The sequence below is a fragment of the Vibrio sp. 03_296 genome (assembly GCF_002265885.1).
In genome coordinates, this window is record NZ_NPKW01000123.1 from 19,221 (window position 1) to 37,769 (window position 18,549).

The window sequence follows — 18,549 nt, forward strand, 5'->3', positions numbered from 1 at the left end:
TTTTTGTGCTACCATCGCAGAGATTCCATACCCACTCCCCTCGATTTTCCCCTTAGTTTCTTTTTTATCTTTTAATTCATGCCGTTAGTAAAGAAATCGTTCGCAAACGCTTGCGCAATGCTTTGGCTATTTGCTCACCCATGTCCGTTTTTTTCTCAAGATGTGACCTAAACAAGGTGGTCGCTGCCGATCAACCTTCTCACTTTTTTGTTAACCCGCCTAAACTTTTACTATGAAAAGCGGACTGTTTTTTGCTTAGTAAGGTATTAAGGAATAAACAAGGAACACGTTTGCCGCTCGGCAAATGAACAACAAAGGCAGTGTCGATAATGAAAAAACTCTCTTTAATCACTCTTGCATTCGTGACTACGCTTCCTGCTGCGGCATACGCAAAAGGGGAAATGGGCTCCATGTACACCAACGTGGGGGCAACGATGGTAAGCAACGGCAACGAGGAAGAACTCGCTTACTTTTTCCAAGTCGGCTACAACCACCGCATTACTGATTTTCTTTCCGCTGACGTGAGTTATAAAAAGGTAGAGACGGTAAACAACAGTGTGGCGGCCAACTCGAAAGATTTTGTACAAACTTATAACGCGTACGGCGTGGGCTTAAGGGTCGATCAACATCTTGGCGCGCTCAGTATCTACGGAAAAGCTGGGGCAAGTTACATTGAATCGGAGTTGACGAAGTGGGACACGGTGACGTCTGCGGAAAAAACCACCACGGATGACAGCTTTAAACCATATGCAAGTGCAGGGGTGAGCTTAGCCTCTCCGTTTGATCAACGCTTAACGCTAGATGCCGCTGTCACTTATCAGATGCTGCCGAATGATGAGCACGCCACCTCAGTGAGTGCTGGCGTGAAGTTCTCGTTCTAAGCCGTTTTCGTTCCAAGCGGCAGAACTTTCTGCCTGTTCAATGTGCTCAAACCACCATCGTGGATGGTTTGAGCGTATCCTCATTTGTCTCTGCCTCACCTTAACGCAGAGACAAATGGGGTAAACTCGTTGAAACATAAGCCGTCACAATGTAGCAGGATACGTTGCAGCGGGATAGGTTCAATCAGCGTTCAGCAACTGACGGATTTTGTCGAACAAGTCGGAAGCCAGTAAACCTATCTCCCCTTTTTCCGTCGCACAAATATCCGCCGCACAACTGTGTAAAAGCACGCCTAGCGATGCGGCTCTCAATAATGGCAGCTTCTGGGCTAATAACGCACCGATCACACCGGAAAGCACATCGCCCATTCCCCCAGTAGCCATGCCAGGGTTGCCAGCGTTACACACGAAAGTCTGTGTACCATCGCAAATCAGGGTTCCTGCCCCCTTAAGGACTACCACGCCTCCGTATTGGCTTTGCAGCACTGAAATCGCGGCAAATCGATCGGCTTCAACTTCATTGACGCTACAGCCTAGCAACCTTGCGGCTTCTCCCGGATGCGGGGTAATAATGCGCTGATCATTGTGGTTTGGGTAGCGCGCAAGCCAGTTCAAACCATCGGCATCTAACACCATTGGGCCTTGGTAATTGGCAATGTCGTTCCAACGTTTTTTTGCCCATTCATCGGTTCCTAAACCCGGCCCAACCACGAGTACATCGGCCCAATCGAGTTTCTTTTCGAGCTCTTTCTTGTCTTCGTTATAGCCCAGCGTCATCACTTCAGGGCAATGGATTTGCAGCGGCAATGCGGATTCTGGATGCGTCAGCGCGGCCATTAAACCTGCGCCACTGCGCGCGCAAGCCGTTGCCGCTAATGAGATTGCCCCAGACATGCCGCGGTTGCCCCCGAGCAACACAACACGTCCATGGTCACCTTTATGAGCGCAGCGGTCTCTGGTAAGTCGCCATTGAGCAATCTCATCACGCTCAATCGTCATCTTGAAACTCGGGACTAATTTGGAAAATTCAGCACCGACGCCAAGATCAGCAAAATGTATCAATCCGCAAAAGGCTCTCGCTTTTCCCGTGACGAGCCCTTGCTTGGTGCCAATGAAGGTGACGGTGTGATCGGCATGAATCGCGTCAGGAAGCGCTTGGCCAGTATCAGCACAAAGCCCGGACGGAATATCCACTGACACAATCGGTTTTCCCGCGAGGTTGACCATGTCTATGACCTTAGCCATCTCTTCACGAACAGCGCCTGCTAGGCCTGTACCCAGCAGAGCATCCACCACCAAATCGCAGTCTGAAAGTGCCGCGTTGAGGCTGGTGGTGTCAGATATCTCTCCTCCAGCATCTCGCCACGCTTGCTGTGCTTGTTTGGCTTCTCCGCTTAAACTCTCTGCATCACCACTTTGAATCAGCACCACATGCAAACCTTGCTGCAGAGCTAACCGAGCAACCACATAGCCATCACCGCCATTATTTCCCTTGCCACACACCACACATAAGCGTGATACCTCTGGATAATAGTTAAGAATCACAGCGAATGTGGCGCGCCCTGCCCTTTCCATCAGCTCATAGAGTGTCACGCCCGCGTTGGCGGCAGCGCCCACTTCCCCTTCTCTTACTTGCTTTGCGGTATACAGTGCTTTGCGTAAATCCATGGCAGATACCTTATTTTGCGCGTTACTGAAATCTCTACGATGACTATAGACGAAAAAGCCAAGGAAAACCTTGGCTTAAAAGAGAGTTTGCACAAACTACGCAACAAAATGCTATTGATGTTGCTGCGCCATGATCGCTTCTGCGGTGGCATCTTGTATGGAGAGAAACAGTGATTTCACTTGCCCTGTGGGTGTGCGCATCGGGTTAAGAGTCACGTTTTGATACATGAACTCCGCTTGCTGTGTCACTGGGCGAACGTTGCGGCAGCGAAACAGATACGGGCGCTGACGCCAGGTGATAAAGCTACGACAACCCAAGTTGTACACTGGCTTGGTTTTTAATTTAAACCACTCTTGGGGGATCTCTGGAAAGAGTTCAAAGATCGATTTGCCTATGGCGTCGTGCGCTTGTTTGCCACTGTGATGCGTCATAAATCCATTCCACACTTGCACATTGTAATCGGTATCCAACACGATCAACCCCATGTCGACGTTTTGTACCATGTCCACCATCCAGTGGAACTGTTCAAATTCTGCAGGAAGATTAAGCATTAGAAGTCCTCCATCAGATAGGCGAGTTTGTTGTCTAACAACGGCAGTGACTCATCAACAAACATAAACAGTAAGTCACAACGAATCGACGTATTTTCAATGGTATAACTCACTTCAAACGTCATGGTTTTGGTAAACGAACCGGTAGTATTTTCAATCACAGAATCAATTGAAATGTGCTGACCTAGCAAGACAGGAGAGCTTTGGAAAAAACGCACTTCCGCTTGCTGCCCTAAGCCATTGAGGAAAGACCCAACTAAGATATTGGAAACGTCCATAAGAAGCTCGAGCTCTTCCAGTTCTTCGCTGTCTGCCGGTACTTTCATCAGTTTTTTCAGGTCGGCAACACTGGAATCGCTGAGCAAGACGAGTGCCTCTCCCGCAATCCCTTCGCCACTGAAACCTTGGCATACACCGGAAACGTTGTCACTTTCCGCCAAATCGCGCAGTGCCATGTGCAGCTCGCTGAGCTCAAAGATATTCACGTTCGGTAGCGGCAGGTTTACAAACACATCAAAATGCCTTGCCAACGCATCTGCAGCGCGACCAATGGAAACGTTCGCCACTTCCATATAGATGTCACGGCGGCGCAAAATTGGCAATTCGATGGTTCTAGGCGTCACAACTTGAGGAACCGAAGCTGGCTCAACTAATTCTCTGAGTGTGGCTTTCAGTTCATCTTGGCCAATCGGCTTTTGAATAAATGCCTTGGCTCCCAACGCGAAAACGCGTTCTTTCGCTTTGGGTTGGATATCGCCGGAGACAACGATAACGGGCGTATTGTCGCCACGTTTTCGCATTTCTTCTAATGTTCCAAAGCCGTCCAACTCCGGCATGGTGAGATCAAGGAACATTAATTTAAATTGTTTTTGGCTCAGTTCTTCTAACGCGTTAAGACCATGCACTGCGAATGTAATATCCGCATTCAAAGAAGCAGGTAGTGAGCGAGCCATTTGCTTTCGAGCAAGCGCTGAGTCATCACAGATGAGTACAGGAAAAGACATTCAACCACCCTTTTGACAGGTATTCCACTGCAACAAGTTTAACAGATAGATACTAAATGACGTACGGAAACTGACGTATTTATTATTGTTGTTCGCTATAAGTATGAACGTTATTTAACGAGAATACGAAATAACTTCTAGGGTGGGAACGATTTTCTATGGCCTCGGTAACAAAAATCTTTTAAATAAGAATTAGTTAAGGAAAAGCGTTTAACTTTTGTTCGTTTTCCATACAAAAAGAGAAAGCGCCCAACGAATTAGGCGCTTTTGATTGAGAATGTATTAAAGAGTGTAGACAGGGAAAATGATCATTAGGCCAAAACGCATGACCACCGCAAACAGACACAAACCAATGCCAAGGCGATACCATTTAAACTCACTGATCGACATCGGAATGCGTTTGTAGAACATCGTTGCAATTCCTCGCCAATCTTGGCTGCGTTTTCCATACTGAATAACGCCTGTTAGCACAAAAAGTATGCCTAGCAACAGTATGGCTTTTTCAAGCATGTATAAACCCGCTTCCATGTGATCCCTCTCATCTACCGCTATTGTTACTGCTTGGTATCATAGTAGCGGTATGAGGCAAAGAGATCTCTTGGACTTAAGTCTTAGTTAACCTGATGAGCAAAATAAAGCCCAATAAACGTCAACATCGACCAAGCATGTTGCGTTACTTTAGTTCACCATAGCGTTCAAGAAACAGCACTGTCGCCGCGGTGCGCGAAGGCACTTTGAGTTTTTTCAACAAGCTCTTCATGTGCACTTTGACCGTCGATTCAGAGATAAACAATCGGTCTGCGATCTGCTTGTTGCGAAAACCACGCGCCACTTCTTGCAAGATCTGACGCTCGCGATCGGTCAGCTCATCGAAGACATCTGTATTTTCTTCACGCTGAAGCAGATATTTCGCGACAACGCTGCTGTAGGCTTTGTCGCCCAAATGCGCTTTCTCAAGCAACTCCACCAGCTCATCGGGCTCGGTATCTTTCAAAAGGTAACCATCCGCACCGGCTTTTACGATGGCTTCGATGTCAGCGGGGCTATCTGAAACGGTCAAGATAACGATACTTGCTTCACAGCCATCCGCTCGCAATGCTTTTAAGGTATCCAAACCAGACATGCCTTTCATGTTGAGATCCAACAAGATGAGGTCTAGTTCGTTTTCATGCGCTTTGGCAACAGCCTCTGTGCCATTGCTTGCTTCTGCGACTACTTCAAATTGCTCTTCGAAGCTCAATAGTTGGTTAATGCCACGACGCATCAGGGGATGATCGTCCACCAACATTACTCTACACACCGTCAAATTCGTGTTTCCTTAATACGTTGATATTTTAGCACTACAGCACAACCACTCTGTGGCGATGCGGTGACCGATAACGATCCGTTCAAACGCGCCGCTCGCTCTTGCATGATGGACATGCCGTAGTGATTCAATTTCTGGTTACACTGATCAAACCCTACCCCATCATCACTCACGGATACCGTGACCCACTCCCCTTCTTCACAACATTCGATCCGAATGTTGGCGGCTTTGGCGTGTTTAATGGCGTTGATGGTGGCTTCACGAATCAATTGCAACAAATGCACTTGTTGGTGAGCGTCCAGTTCCACCGACGAAAGATCATTGGTTAAATGAATCTCCGCTTCCGTTTGATCCCCTAGTTGCACCACCATTTCTTGTAGCGCTTGACCAAAGGTGCCTTCTTTAATCGTGAGTCGGAAAGTCGTCAGCAGTTCACGTAATTGGGTATATGCCGACGACAGCCCAGTATCTAATTCCGCAATCACTTGATTGGTGCGCGCTAACTGAGGCTCATCGTTCAACTTCGCGACGCTGCGTTTGAGCAATGATACCTGAATCTTGAGGTAAGAAAGAGATTGTGCCAACGAATCATGTAACTCACGCGCAATCGTTGCTCGTTCTTCCATCAAAAGCAGCTGTTCTGCTTGTCTTTGCGCCTGATTGTAGTAAACCGCGCGCGATAGGATTTGCACGAAGTTGTCGATCAACGCTTGATCTGGGCACGGCAAACCGCTGCACCAATGCAAATACCCTAAGTGTTGCCCATCGAGCGTTAACGCTTTTTGATTACAACGCCCGACGCATTTAGGACCTTCAGTGAGCACCAAGTTACGCTCGCCGATCTCTTCAATCTCTAATTTGGCGGACACAATGCCTTCGATACTCACAATGTGTCTCAAAATCGCTTGGAAGTTCTCTTGGCTGATGCGTGATGCCGTCAGCTCTTGAGAAGAATGGTACAGCACCTGAAGAGACTGATTGGCGTGTTGCAGTTTGTGCGTCTTCTCATTCACCGCTTGTTCCAAACCTCGGTAGAGTTTACCCAGATCAGCCGCCATATTGTTGAAGGTTCTGGTGAGAATACCCATTTCATTATCACTGGTGACATTGAGAGAAACATCAAACGAGCGCGATTGAATTTGCTCACTGGCCGTGACCATCGCCTTGAGTGGCGTAACCACTTCACGACGCACAAAGTGAACAACGAAAATGCTCACCAATAAAATCCCGCCCAAGCCTAAACCACCAACCCAAGCGAGCTTGATCAGTTTCTGCTCAGAAAAATGTTGCAGCTTAAAAACAAAAGCGTCAATTTGTGAAACAAAGCCAGCGACCAAAACCAAATAGCGCTCTCTATCTTTACTTTGCAGCACTTCTTTTAATTCGTGCCAACGCATGATCAAACGATAGTAGTCGTGGGTAATGTCATCAGGCACCGTCCAATTTTGCAGTGCTTTCATGGACGGCGAATATATCGAACGCTCAAACAAATAGATGTGAGAGGAATAATCCTGTGCATTGATTTGAATATCATGGGCTAAACGGTAACTTTGCATGCGCATAGAGCCTGCCACGTTAACCGCCTCTGCATCATTCAAGCTAGAAGCTAGGTTGATAATTGCAAAACTGGTTGTTGCAATAGATAGCAGCAAGATCAAGCCCATTGCCTTCGCAATCGTGCGTGTTACCGACTTTTTCACCGTTTTTAGCAATTTATAACCTCTTCACTAACAAAACGGCAGCGAAGCCTCTCCGTTTCACGTTTTTCTGTTAACAATATCAATATGTGATCACTCTCGCCGGAATTTATTGATCTAAAACAACATTGCCTCTCAATTACCCCCTAAGGGGTATTTATACAAATATGTCAAAAACTACAATTTATGTGCGCTTAAATGACAGTTTATTAATGAGAAATGTGAACTAACATTAAGTCATGTTTCTTAAACTCAGGATAGTACAGTGGTAGACCTTTCAAGAAGACGTTTATTTTCCAGAAAAAAAGTCGATGACGGCTTAATTCGTCTTCCCTGGTTGGCTGATCGCATACAGTTTACCGATCAATGCACTCGATGTGGTAAATGCGTTGAGCAATGTGAAACTCAAATCATTGTTAAAGGCGACGGAGGCTTTCCTACCGTCGATTTCTCTATTGATGAATGTACGTTTTGTTACCGTTGCGCAGAAATCTGTCCCGAGTCACTTTTTTTAGCGAAAGATGCGCAGCCTTGGCAAGCGAGGGCAATAATCAATGAGTCCTGTTTGTCGTACCACAACGTGGAATGTCGCAGTTGTGGCGAGATGTGTGAACCCATGGCTATCCAATTCAAATTGGAAATCGGCAAGGTAGCACAACCTCAGATAAACCTTGATGAATGTAGTGGATGTGGCGCTTGTGTTTCGGTTTGCCCCTCTTCATCCATCAATGTGAGCATAAACGAATAAAAGAATAATGAGAGAGAATTATGGCACTAAATGAAGTGCATATTTCAAGTTTAGTGGTACACGTGGCCCCTGAGCACTTAGGCACGATAAAGACGCAGATCGAAGCTATCGAGAACGCGGAAATTTATGGTGATAGCCCAGAAGGCAAAATCGTCGTGGTTCTGGAAACCGAAAACCAAGGTTTCGTTACCGATACCATTGAAACCATCAACAATTTACCGAACGTTCTCAGCACGGTTCTGGTTTACCACCAAATTGAAACCGATCTGGATGACACGGACGAAGACACTGGAACACAACATTCCCAAATCGAGGGTGAAGTATGAAAATGACAAGACGTGCGTTTGTGAAAGCAAACGCAGCTGCATCAGCGGCGGCAGTAGCTGGCATTACACTGCCTGCTTCAGCAGCAAACCTGATCGCTAGCTCAGACCAAACCAAAATCACATGGGACAAGGCTCCTTGTCGTTTCTGTGGTACAGGCTGTTCTGTACTCGTAGGTACTCAGAACGGTAAAGTCGTTGCAACACAAGGTGACCCTGAAGCACCAGTAAACAAAGGCTTGAACTGTATCAAAGGTTACTTCCTATCGAAGATCATGTACGGTCAGGACCGTCTGACTCAGCCACTTTTACGTATGAAAGATGGCAAATACGACAAAGAAGGTGACTTCACACCAGTGTCTTGGGATGTGGCATTCGACACCATGGCTGAGAAGTGGAAAGCTTCTCTGGCGAAGAAAGGCCCAACAAGCATCGGTATGTTTGGTTCTGGCCAGTGGACAGTAATGGAAGGTTACGCGGCGGCGAAAATGATGAAAGCGGGTTTCCGCTCGAACAACATCGACCCGAACGCTCGTCACTGTATGGCATCTGCAGTGGTCGGTTTTATGCGTACCTTTGGTATCGATGAACCAATGGGTTGTTACGATGACTTCGAACACGCAGATTCTTTCGTGCTTTGGGGTTCGAACATGGCAGAAATGCACCCTGTTCTTTGGACTCGTATCACTGACCGCCGACTAAGCCACCCACATGTTAAAGTAAACGTACTTTCTACTTACTACCACCGTTCTTTTGAACTGGCTGACAGCGGCTACATTTTCCATCCACAATCTGATTTGGCAATCGCAAACTTCATCGCAAACTACATCATCCAAAACGATGCTGTAAATTGGGATTTCGTTAACAAGCATACCAACTTCAAACAAGCGACTACCGATATCGGTTACGGCTTGCGTGACGATGACCCGCTGCAGAAACAAGCGAAAAACCCGAACTCTGGCGATATGACGTCAATCTCATTCGAAGAGTACAAAAAATCGGTTGCACCATACACAGTTGAAAAAGCCTCAGAGATGTCTGGCGTTGTGCAAGACAAGCTGATTGAACTTGCAAAACAGTATGCGGATCCGAACACCAAAGTGATGTCACTTTGGACAATGGGTATGAACCAACATACTCGTGGTGTGTGGATGAACAGCCTTGTTTACAACATCCACCTACTAACCGGAAAAATCGCAACTCCGGGCAACAGCCCATTCTCGTTGACTGGCCAGCCATCTGCTTGTGGTACCGCTCGTGAAGTAGGTACATTTGCCCACCGTCTGCCTGCAGACATGGTCGTTGCGAATCCAAAACACCGCGCAATCGCTGAGAAAATTTGGAAACTGCCTGAAGGCACCATTCCACCAAAACCAGGTTTCCACGCGGTTCTTCAAGACCGCATGCTGCACGACGGTGTACTGAACTGTTACTGGGTTCAGTGTAACAACAATATGCAAGCTGGCCCGAACATCAATGGTGAACGTCTACCAGGTTACCGCAACCCAGAAAACTTCATCGTCGTGTCTGACCCATACCCAACGGCGACAGCGCAAGCGGCTGACCTAATCCTTCCTACAGCAATGTGGATCGAAAAAGAAGGGGCTTACGGTAACGCCGAGCGCCGTACTCAAGCTTGGTACCAACAAGTTGGCACAGTCGGTGAAGCGAAATCTGACTTGTGGCAGGTCATGGAGTTCTCTAAACGCTTCAAGATGGAAGAAGTGTGGCCAGAAGAGCTTCTAGCGAAAGCGCCTCAGTACCGTGGTAAAACCATGTACGACATGCTGTTCGCTAACGGGCAAGTGGATAAGTTCCCATTGTCAGAAGCTCGCCAGCTTAACGATGATTCACACCACTTTGGCTTCTACGTACAGAAAGGTCTGTTCGAAGAATACGCTGAGTTTGGCCGCGGCCATGGTCACGACCTAGCACCATACGATGTTTACCACACTGTTCGCGGGTTACGTTGGCCAGTGGTTGACGGCAAAGAAACACTTTGGCGTTACAAAGAAGGCTCGGATCCATATGCGAAGAAAGGCTCTGGCTGGGACTTCTACGGCAAACCTGATGGCAAAGCACTGATCATCTCAGCCCCTTACGAGGCGCCACCTGAGTCTCCAGATGCTGAATACGACATGTGGCTATGTACTGGCCGTGTTCTTGAACACTGGCACACCGGCACCATGACTCGTCGTGTTCCTGAGCTTTACAAAGCGGTTCCAGACGCGGTGTGTTACATCCACCCAGAAGATGCGAAAGCACGCGGTCTGCGCCGTGGTGACGAGGTTCTTATCTCGAACAAACGTGGTGAAGTACGTGTTCGTGTCGAAACTCGTGGCCGTAACCGTCCACCTCAAGGCTTGGTATTCGTACCATTCTTTGATGCACGAATTCTGATTAACAAGTTGATCCTTGATGCGACTGACCCGCTGTCTAAACAGACAGACTTCAAGAAATGTCCCGTTAAGATCACCAAAGTTGCCTAACAGACCGAAATGCACAGGCTGCTCTTAGATATTAAGGGCAGCTTGAAAAGAATTAAGCCATCAGGCGGAGATTACATGATGAAAAAACTATTAATGGCACTGTTATCTGTAAGTGCACTTTCATTGGGGACATTGGTAGCAGGTGTTGCACAAGCTGAGCTGGATAACCCAGGCGGCATCGGTGGTTTAGAATCACTACGTGGTGCAACCAACCTTGAAGACACGCGTCCTGCAGATGATTTTAAGAAGTTCCCTCGTGAACAAGCGCTAGACAGTGATTACATCTATCAGCCACCATTGATTCCACACAATATTCGTGGCTACGAAGTAACACTCAACGCGAACAAATGTTTGGCGTGTCATAGCTGGAAAAACGCTAAAGAAATGGGCGCAACCAAAATCAGTGTGACTCACTTTGTAAACCGTGAAGACGCTGTATTGGCTGACGTATCACCTCGTCGTTACTTCTGTTTGCAGTGCCACGTTCCTCAAGCGAATGCTAAACCGCTTGTAGAGAACGATTTCGAGCGCGTTGATTCACTGCGCAAGTAATAGCCAACAACAGAATCAAAGAGGCTATCTATGAAATTACTTAAAGCGTTTTGGAAGCGACTAAGCACTCCTAGTAAAGCAGCAGCAGGCATTTTGCTGTTCATGGGATTTGCTGGTGGTCTTCTATTCTGGGGCGCATTCAACACGGGTATGGAGGCGACTAACTCAGAAGAATTCTGTTCTGGTTGTCACGCTCCAATTGTTGCGGAAATCCAGGAAACAATTCACTACTCTAACCGTTCTGGTGTTCGTGCGATTTGTTCCGACTGTCACGTCCCTCATGAGTGGACAGATAAGATCGTCCGTAAAGTGCAAGCATCAAAAGAGTTGTTTGCCCACTTCATCGGTACTATCGATACCCCTGAGAAATTCCAAGAGCGTCGTGCTCACCTTGCTGAGCGTGAATGGGCTCGCTTGAAAAAGAATGACTCATTGGAATGTCGTAACTGTCACGAGTTTGAATACATGGACTTCTCTGAACAAGGTGCGCGCAGTGCAAAACAGCACTCGACGGCACTCGCTTCTGGCGAAAAAACCTGTGTAGACTGCCACAAAGGTATCGCTCACAAACTGCCTGACATGCACGGCGTTGAAGGCTGGCAATAAGGAGAACAAGCATGAGTACACTGGAATCGGTTATTTGGCATGTTCTTGGTTATAGCGCTATGCCTGTCATTATTCTAACTGGGTTTGCTGGCGTTGCCGCCGTCTCACTCTGGTTATTGTCTTTGGGTAAAGACAAAGACATCTAAGAATTCGTCAACTCTTTTGCCTATTTTGTTGATGACAAAACCCCAGATGGCTTCCCATCTGGGGTTTTCTTTTTGGCTCAAGGCGTTAAAAAGAAGCAAACAAAGTAACTATACCCAAGTAACTTCAAGAGACTGGATTTAGCGTCTTATGCTCTGGTTCACTTCAAAAGTTCATCTTGCCTATTTTCGACAATCCACAGTTTGTAGAAATCGCTGTAGCCTGTTTTACGCACTTGAATACCTTGGACTTGCTGGGCTTTGGTGATTTCTTCTCGCCCAACAAACAAAGGCAAACAACGGTGGCTTTGGTACAACGCTCGCTCAATAGTTTGCAGTGAAGACAAAGGTTCAGACTGTTCCACGGCCAACGCAATCTCTGCTTTGTGCGATTGCCACCGTTCCTCATTGAGTGCAAAGCGAAGACCCGATGCGATGAGCAACCATTCGTACAATCCGTATTCAAGAGGCGCTTCAATCACCTCTTCAATAAACAATACATCAGCGATGTCGCGTACGCTTTCTGGTCTACTGATTTCTGTTAGCTCAACGACGTCTAGTTCCAATCCAGTTGAGCGAATCGTGTCATGTAACCACGCGGCAATATCGGCGAGATATGGAATGGTCCATTTGGGCTCAGCCAGTACTAATTTGCCAGACAAAGAGGGAGGCGCGATAAACGCCTCCTTTTGTAACCGTGATTGATGAGCAGACAGCTGAAAATCGACACCATCAACCGCGTTTTGCCGTTCAAAATGCACTTTGGCTCGCTCAAGAAAATGGTACAACTGTTGCCATGTGTCTGATGAGATGCCACTTTGCTGACGGCGATGGTAGGTTAAGTAAGAGAAAGCGCTAATTTGAGTGACCTCTTTATCACCCTCTTCGTTATTGAAACTCATCGCGTTGAACAAAGACTCTTGAGCATGGGACAGCGTTACTTTGTGTAATAACGCTTTTTCCGCAAAATATTCGTTATGGCGCATCAAAATGAGTCGGTCGCGATTCCAACGCTCGATGCGAAACGGTCCGGTGCCAACAAAATAGCAATGGCTCTGATCGCACTTAACAGAGTCAGGACAGACAATGGCAGAATGAGGCATCGCAAGAAGATAAGGAAAAAGTTGATTCGCATGCCTTAGTGATATTTCAATTTGTGTCGCACTCTTCGCCAAGACCTGTTCCATCTATTCATACAGATGCAATACCGGCCCTTGTGAATGACTTAGTCGCTCTAGGCTCCACGCGACATGCTGCGCAGAAAGTATTTTTCCATCATGACGCACAATATCGGGCCTCAACCATATGTGCAGTTTTCTTCCTTCTATGTGCCAAGCGTGCGCAAGTGAAGGTTTCAGTTCTCCGTACTCATCCTGTTTAAACAAGGTATCGTATACGCTTTTGATCACCTGTAGCTCTGCCAAACGCATGGTGCAGAGTGGATCTAGCGTATCGACCCAAGGATATTGGGTGATTAATAATTGATTGTTCTCTTCATTCGCTTGATTTTGTCTTTCTGTCGCTTGTGTCAGAGCGCGAATCGTGGCTTGTCCATAGACCTCAAGCAAACGGGTGATGAGTGCAAATCGACCATGCTTTAACTCTTCGGCTATGACATCACACAATGCCTCATCAAATGAAGAAACCACTTTTAGTTGGCTCGTGCGACTGCGGCCGACTGAAGGTTGCCACTCAATCCATCCCGATTCAGAAAGGTTCTTCATCACAATGGAGGTGTTTCTTCTTGAAGTCGACAGTGTTTTTTCCAAGTCGTCGATATTGACAGAGTGGCAGGTGTACAACTCATATCGCGACAGCAGTTGATGAAATCGTCTTAAATTTATTTCGCTCACAATAGCTTTTTATGTTTTGCCAATGGATGAAAGATGACCATAAAGCCTGTCAGTGTCTGCTCCCACTTTATGCAGACTCATCAAAACATTGGGTAATTTATAGTTATTAAAATAGCACAGAGACTCCAACTAGATGGAGCCTCTGTGAAAGTGGGTACGGTAGATAATAGCAGTCCCCTACAGTAAGAACATTGATCGACTAGCGTCTTTGTTCAAAAAGAAAAGCCCTTTTACCCAAATCAGGTAAACACACGTGCAGTGTCGCTCATTCCGAGCAACGAAAATAGGAATAATTAATAGAAAAAGATGCGCGATTTATGCAGGTGCATGCCAACGTAGAGTTATCAACCACCACAAAAGTACTTGAGTGTCTTTCAAAGGTGACAAGAAGAAAAAGCGCACTGCCGGTTTTACATGCAGTGCGCTGAGGTTAGAACCAAGGTTACTCTGTGATCGGTAGTACCTGCTTGACATACTGTCCTGGAGCAATGTCGATAACAGGATTGGCTTCAGAGCCTTGTCGATATGGAAGGACTTTTTCATCAGGGTTAAACTGCGCTAACCATTGATCCCAATGCGTCCACCAAGAGCCTTCTTTATGCTGTGCATTGGAGAGCCACTCGTCGGCTGACTCATCGAGATTGTCGTTCACCCAGAAGCCGTACTTGTTCTTAGCCGGTGGGTTAACAATACCCGCAATATGACCTGATTCACCTAGTACAAAGGTTTTATTGCCGCCCATATTAAGCGCGCCTCGATAAGTGCCTTGCCACAACGCGATATGGTCTTCTTTGGTTGAAATAAAGTAACTCGGTATACGGATCTTATCGAGATCAATCCAAACACCACCAATTTTCACGCCTTTGTCTTGAACAAGTTTGTTGTTCAAATAGAGCTCACGCAGCATAAAATTGTGGGTTGCCGCCGCCACATTGGTACTGTCGCTATTCCAATACAACAAATCAAAGTCAACAGGGCTGCTGCCTTTTAAGTAGTTGTCGACGTAATAGTTCCAGTAGAGGCTGTTTTCACGTAGCAGACTGAACGTCACACTTAACGAACGACCATCCATGTAACCTTTGGCGTTATTTTGCAGCTCAATGGCACTGATGATGGTGTCATTAATGTACGCACCCACTTCGCCTGGTTGGGAGAAATCGAGTAGCGTTGTAAAGAAGGTCGCTGACTTTATGCGCTTTTTCATGCGCTTCGCAGCATAGTAACCAACCGTACACGCCAATACAGTGCCACCAATGCAGTAACCCGCTGCGTTAATCTGCTCTTGACCCGTAATTTCTTCAATCGCAGTCACAGCCTTGACGACGCCTTCGGTCACATAATCCCCGAACTCGACATTGGCTTGCGCTTTACCCGGGTTTTTCCACGACATCATAAACACGCTGTGGCCTTGTTCTAGCAGCCAGCGAACCATGGAGTTTTTGGCTGTGAGATCAAGGATATAGTATTTATTAATGAAAGGAGGAACGATCAAAAGCGGAGTTGCGTTCACTTGCTCTGTCAACGGGCGATATTGAATCAATTCAAACAGATCATTTTGGAAAACGATGTCACCCGCCGTTGTCGCAATATCTTCACCGATGCGAAACGCATTATTGCTGGTCATGCGAATTTTGAGAATGTCTGCACTCGACTCAACGTCTTCTCTGAGCAGTTCCATCCCCGCGAGTAAGTTTTCACCATTTTTTTCGATCGTCAATTTCAATAACTCTGGGTTGGTCGCGATGAAGTTTGATGGAGAAAGTGCGTTAATGGCTTGACGAGAGAAAAAGCTAATGCGCTCTTTGGTTTTTTCATCCAGACCTTCTATGGCGTCAATGGTATCCATATAGGTCTTGCTGAATAAAAGGTAAGACTGTTTGATAAAGCTATACATAGCTTCGGACTGCCACGCTTCGTTTGAGAAACGCTTATCCCCTTTGTCCGCTTCAATGATACTTTGAGTATTGCCAGATAGCGCAACATTCTGCCAAATTTGCAGTTGTTGCTCCCACCACTGCGTTTGCAGTTGCAGAATGGCTTGTGGTTGATTCGCCGCTTTTTCAAAGAATTTCGCGGTATCCTCAAAGTTCACTTCTTGCATTGCCTTGTTTAAAGGAGAATTGACGGCTGCCTTGCCAACTTCAAAATCCTGCCACCACTGTTGATTGGTCTCTTGGAGCTTAACAAGATAGTCCGAAAAGAAGTGCTGTAACATAATGGTACTCCCTGATTCGGAAAAAAACGCCGCCTATTGGCGGCGTAATAGTGGGACTAGTTACGCTGGGGTAACAGTCTTAAGGTTTTCCGAAGTTAGCTTCTCAACGTCATCTTTAAACTCTTTAGCAATCGCTTGAAGTTTATTGCTGTCGTCTAGCATCTGCTGAGAAAGCTTAGTCAGTACATTCAGTTGTTGACCGTTAAAAGAAGCCAATGACGTCACATCTTTCACTTCAGATGCTGCTTTCATTTGCGCTAGACCCATTTCGCTGTATGTGCGAATAGCGTTTAGCTGAAGCTCAGTCAGTACTTCAACATTTTTTGTCACAAGCTTGTTGAACTTGAAGTATGGCTGAAGATTTTTTTCTGTTTGGTCACTGAAAGTTTTGAAAAAATCCGTATACATGGTGTGTCTCCTAACAATTGTAGATGTTGTTTAATCCGTATTATTTAACTGCTTTCACAATCACTGCCGTTCCCATACCGCCACCAACACATAGTGACGCAACGCCATACTGACCGTTTTGTTTTTGAAGCTCATGAATTAACGTCACGAGAATTCGGTTACCAGACGCACCTAGCGGATGCCCTAATGCGATTGCGCCACCGTTCGGGTTCGCTTTGTCTTGAATCGATGCTACTGACACTTGGTGTTTATCGGCAAGTTGATGAATCACACCTAGTGCTTGGGCGGCAAAGGCTTCATTCAACTCATACACATCAATGTCTGCTGTACTCAGTTGTGCTTTTTCAAGCGCTTTGCTAACAGCCTCTACGGGACCTAATCCCATGATTTTGGGGTCAAGGCCAGACTGTGCGTAACTCACCACTTCTGCGATAGGTTGCAAACCGTATTCTTTCACCGCTTGCTCGGATGCCAGAATCACGGCACTCGCCCCATCATTAATACCAGAAGCATTGCCCGCAGTGACCGTGCCTTCTTTATCAAAAGCTGGGCGTAACCCTTTTAGCGCTTCAAGCGTTGCGTTGGCTTTTGGATATTCATCAGTATCAAACGTTACTGTTTGGCGACGTACGGTCACTTCAACGGGCACAATTTCGTCTTTAAATTTGCCAGCTTCTATCGCCGCTACGGCTTTCTGTTGACTCGCCAATGCATATTCATCTTGCTGATCACGCGTGATGCCCACTTCTTTCGCGACATATTCTGCTGTAACGCCCATATGGTATTGATTGAAAACATCAGTCAAACCATCAGCAATCAGCAAATCTTGCAGTGCCATATGACCCATCTTGTTGCCATCACGAACGTTTGCAGGCACTGTAAAAGGGATTTGTGACATCACTTCGACACCAGCTGCCACCACCACTTTTGCGTCACCACTGCGAATATGAGAAACGCCATCCATAACGGTTTTCATGCCACTGCCACACACCATATTGAGGGTGTAAGCAGGCACTTCTGCTGGGATGCCTGCTAGGATTGCGGCTTGACGACCAATGCCCATACCTTGTGCAGCACTCACCACATTACCCACGATCACTTCATCAATCAGTGAAGCATCCACTTTGGCTTGTTCAATTGCACCTTTGATGGCGACAGATGCCAATTCACCAGCCGCTACCGTTTTCAACGAGCCGCCAAAAGCGCCAATCGGGGTGCGTTTGGCCGCAACAATAAATACTTTTTCCATCTCAACATCCCTTTAATGCATGTATAAGCCGCCGTTTACCGACAGTGTTTCACCCGTAATGTATGCGCCTGCATCGCTCACCAAGAAAGCAACCGCTTTGGCGATTTCTTCTGGTGTTGCCAGTCTTTGCATAGGAATTTGAGATTTGATGCCTTCGAGCACTTCATCGCGCATTTGCTCGACCATCGGTGTAGCGGTATAACCTGGAGCAACGACATTGACCGTCACACCACTGCGGGCACCTTCGTAAGCGAGGGCTTTGGAAAAGCCGATCATGCCAGCTTTAGCCGCAGAATAGTTAGCTTGGCCAAACTGACCTTTAAGGCCATTTACAGAAGAAATATTGATCACTCGCCCCCCCCCTTTTTCGCACATGGCGGCAAAGAGCGGTTGAGTCACGTTGAACACACTGTTGAGGTTAGTATTAATGACATCAAACCAAGATTTCGGGGTCATTTTCTTAAACACCCCATCACGAGTAATACCGGCATTATTGACGACGACGTCGATCGTCCCCTCTTCTTCCAGTAATTTACTCAAGCGGTCGGCACACTCTTCTGTATTCGTCACATCCAGTTCAAATAAGCGGACCTGATCTTCGGTAAAGCCTTTTTCATTAAACCAATCTAACGCACATTGATGATTTCCCGTGTAATAAGTAGCAATTAAACGGTAACCATTTTCAACAAGTTGGGAAGAAATTGCAGAACCAATCCCGCCTTTTGATCCAGTGATCAAAGCGACTTTTTTCATCTAAGAACTCCATTCTTAACAGCAAAAATTTAGCGCACATCCATTGGCAAATAATTACCAACTGACAAATTAAATATTATTCAGTGTGTCTTCGTTGACACT

The 18,549-nt window shown here is 46.6% G+C and carries 19 protein-coding genes; 7 read left to right on the forward strand and 12 right to left on the reverse strand.

The window, feature by feature from the left end; genetic code table 11:
* Positions 1-329: 329 nt before the first annotated feature.
* Complete coding sequence (locus tag CIK04_RS14980; RefSeq protein ID WP_039447203.1) at positions 330-881, forward strand: outer membrane beta-barrel protein; 552 nt, start codon at positions 330-332, stop codon at positions 879-881.
* Positions 882-1,061: 180 nt separating this feature from the next.
* Here CIK04_RS14980 and CIK04_RS14985 read toward each other — a convergent pair whose 3' ends face one another.
* The 6 genes from CIK04_RS14985 to narQ all read right to left on the reverse strand — a co-directional run bounded on the left by CIK04_RS14985 (position 1,062) and on the right by narQ (position 7,123).
* Positions 1,062-2,549: an NAD(P)H-hydrate dehydratase gene (locus CIK04_RS14985; RefSeq protein ID WP_097352200.1), complete on the reverse strand. Its 1,488-nt coding sequence runs from the start codon at positions 2,547-2,549 to the stop codon at positions 1,062-1,064.
* Positions 2,550-2,660: 111 nt separating this feature from the next.
* Positions 2,661-3,101: a PAS domain-containing protein gene (locus tag CIK04_RS14990; RefSeq protein WP_011081647.1), complete on the reverse strand. Its 441-nt coding sequence runs from the start codon at positions 3,099-3,101 to the stop codon at positions 2,661-2,663.
* A complete protein-coding gene (locus CIK04_RS14995; protein ID WP_017421676.1) occupies positions 3,101-4,105 on the reverse strand; it encodes a response regulator in 1,005 nt (334 codons plus the stop codon). The genes CIK04_RS14990 and CIK04_RS14995 overlap by 1 nt, the downstream gene beginning before the upstream one ends.
* A 282-nt stretch (positions 4,106-4,387) precedes the next feature.
* On the reverse strand, positions 4,388-4,633 hold the full coding sequence (locus tag CIK04_RS15000; RefSeq protein WP_011081649.1) for a hypothetical protein: 246 nt from the start codon (positions 4,631-4,633) through the stop codon (positions 4,388-4,390).
* Positions 4,634-4,778: 145 nt separating this feature from the next.
* Positions 4,779-5,411 carry a response regulator gene (locus CIK04_RS15005; protein WP_017421675.1) on the reverse strand — a complete coding sequence of 211 codons (633 nt, stop codon included), beginning with the start codon at positions 5,409-5,411 and terminating at the stop codon, positions 4,779-4,781.
* Positions 5,408-7,123 carry a nitrate/nitrite two-component system sensor histidine kinase NarQ gene (gene narQ / locus CIK04_RS15010; RefSeq protein ID WP_097352201.1) on the reverse strand — a complete coding sequence of 572 codons (1,716 nt, stop codon included), beginning with the start codon at positions 7,121-7,123 and terminating at the stop codon, positions 5,408-5,410. The genes CIK04_RS15005 and narQ overlap by 4 nt, the downstream gene beginning before the upstream one ends.
* A 250-nt stretch (positions 7,124-7,373) precedes the next feature.
* Here narQ and napF point away from each other — a divergent pair, with 250 nt between their 5' ends.
* The 6 genes from napF to CIK04_RS15040 all read left to right on the forward strand — a co-directional run bounded on the left by napF (position 7,374) and on the right by CIK04_RS15040 (position 11,972).
* Positions 7,374-7,856: a ferredoxin-type protein NapF gene (gene napF, locus CIK04_RS15015; protein ID WP_128824627.1), complete on the forward strand. Its 483-nt coding sequence runs from the start codon at positions 7,374-7,376 to the stop codon at positions 7,854-7,856.
* 20 nt (positions 7,857-7,876) lie between these two features.
* Positions 7,877-8,182, forward strand: coding sequence for a chaperone NapD (locus CIK04_RS15020; protein WP_011152448.1), 306 nt, complete (start codon positions 7,877-7,879; stop codon positions 8,180-8,182).
* Complete coding sequence (napA, locus tag CIK04_RS15025; RefSeq protein ID WP_097352202.1) at positions 8,179-10,668, forward strand: periplasmic nitrate reductase subunit alpha; 2,490 nt, start codon at positions 8,179-8,181, stop codon at positions 10,666-10,668. The genes CIK04_RS15020 and napA overlap by 4 nt, the downstream gene beginning before the upstream one ends.
* 78 nt (positions 10,669-10,746) lie before the next feature.
* On the forward strand, positions 10,747-11,220 hold the full coding sequence (locus tag CIK04_RS15030) for a nitrate reductase cytochrome c-type subunit (protein ID WP_026050682.1): 474 nt from the start codon (positions 10,747-10,749) through the stop codon (positions 11,218-11,220).
* Positions 11,221-11,250: 30 nt separating this feature from the next.
* Complete coding sequence (locus CIK04_RS15035) at positions 11,251-11,826, forward strand: cytochrome c3 family protein (protein WP_011081656.1); 576 nt, start codon at positions 11,251-11,253, stop codon at positions 11,824-11,826.
* 11 nt (positions 11,827-11,837) lie between these two features.
* Positions 11,838-11,972, forward strand: coding sequence for a TIGR02808 family protein (locus CIK04_RS15040; RefSeq protein WP_011152451.1), 135 nt, complete (start codon positions 11,838-11,840; stop codon positions 11,970-11,972).
* 158 nt (positions 11,973-12,130) lie between these two features.
* On the opposite strand, the gene CIK04_RS33405 is transcribed toward CIK04_RS15040, so the two are convergent.
* The 6 genes from CIK04_RS33405 to CIK04_RS15065 all read right to left on the reverse strand — a co-directional run bounded on the left by CIK04_RS33405 (position 12,131) and on the right by CIK04_RS15065 (position 18,447).
* Positions 12,131-13,144, reverse strand: coding sequence for an ABC transporter substrate-binding protein (locus CIK04_RS33405; protein WP_325205722.1), 1,014 nt, complete (start codon positions 13,142-13,144; stop codon positions 12,131-12,133).
* 12 nt (positions 13,145-13,156) lie between these two features.
* A complete protein-coding gene (locus tag CIK04_RS33410) occupies positions 13,157-13,822 on the reverse strand; it encodes an SgrR family transcriptional regulator (RefSeq protein WP_232708588.1) in 666 nt (221 codons plus the stop codon).
* 442 nt (positions 13,823-14,264) lie between these two features.
* The gene (phaC, locus tag CIK04_RS15050) at positions 14,265-16,037 is read right to left on the reverse strand and encodes a class I poly(R)-hydroxyalkanoic acid synthase (protein ID WP_017421668.1); all 1,773 of its coding nucleotides are present in this window, start codon (positions 16,035-16,037) and stop codon (positions 14,265-14,267) included.
* Between the two features lie 60 nt (positions 16,038-16,097).
* A complete protein-coding gene (locus tag CIK04_RS15055; RefSeq protein ID WP_011081668.1) occupies positions 16,098-16,445 on the reverse strand; it encodes a phasin family protein in 348 nt (115 codons plus the stop codon).
* A 40-nt stretch (positions 16,446-16,485) separates the two neighbouring features.
* Complete coding sequence (locus tag CIK04_RS15060) at positions 16,486-17,694, reverse strand: acetyl-CoA C-acetyltransferase (protein ID WP_097352203.1); 1,209 nt, start codon at positions 17,692-17,694, stop codon at positions 16,486-16,488.
* Positions 17,695-17,706: 12 nt separating this feature from the next.
* On the reverse strand, positions 17,707-18,447 hold the full coding sequence (locus CIK04_RS15065; protein WP_097352204.1) for an SDR family oxidoreductase: 741 nt from the start codon (positions 18,445-18,447) through the stop codon (positions 17,707-17,709).
* Positions 18,448-18,549: the final 102 nt, after the last annotated feature.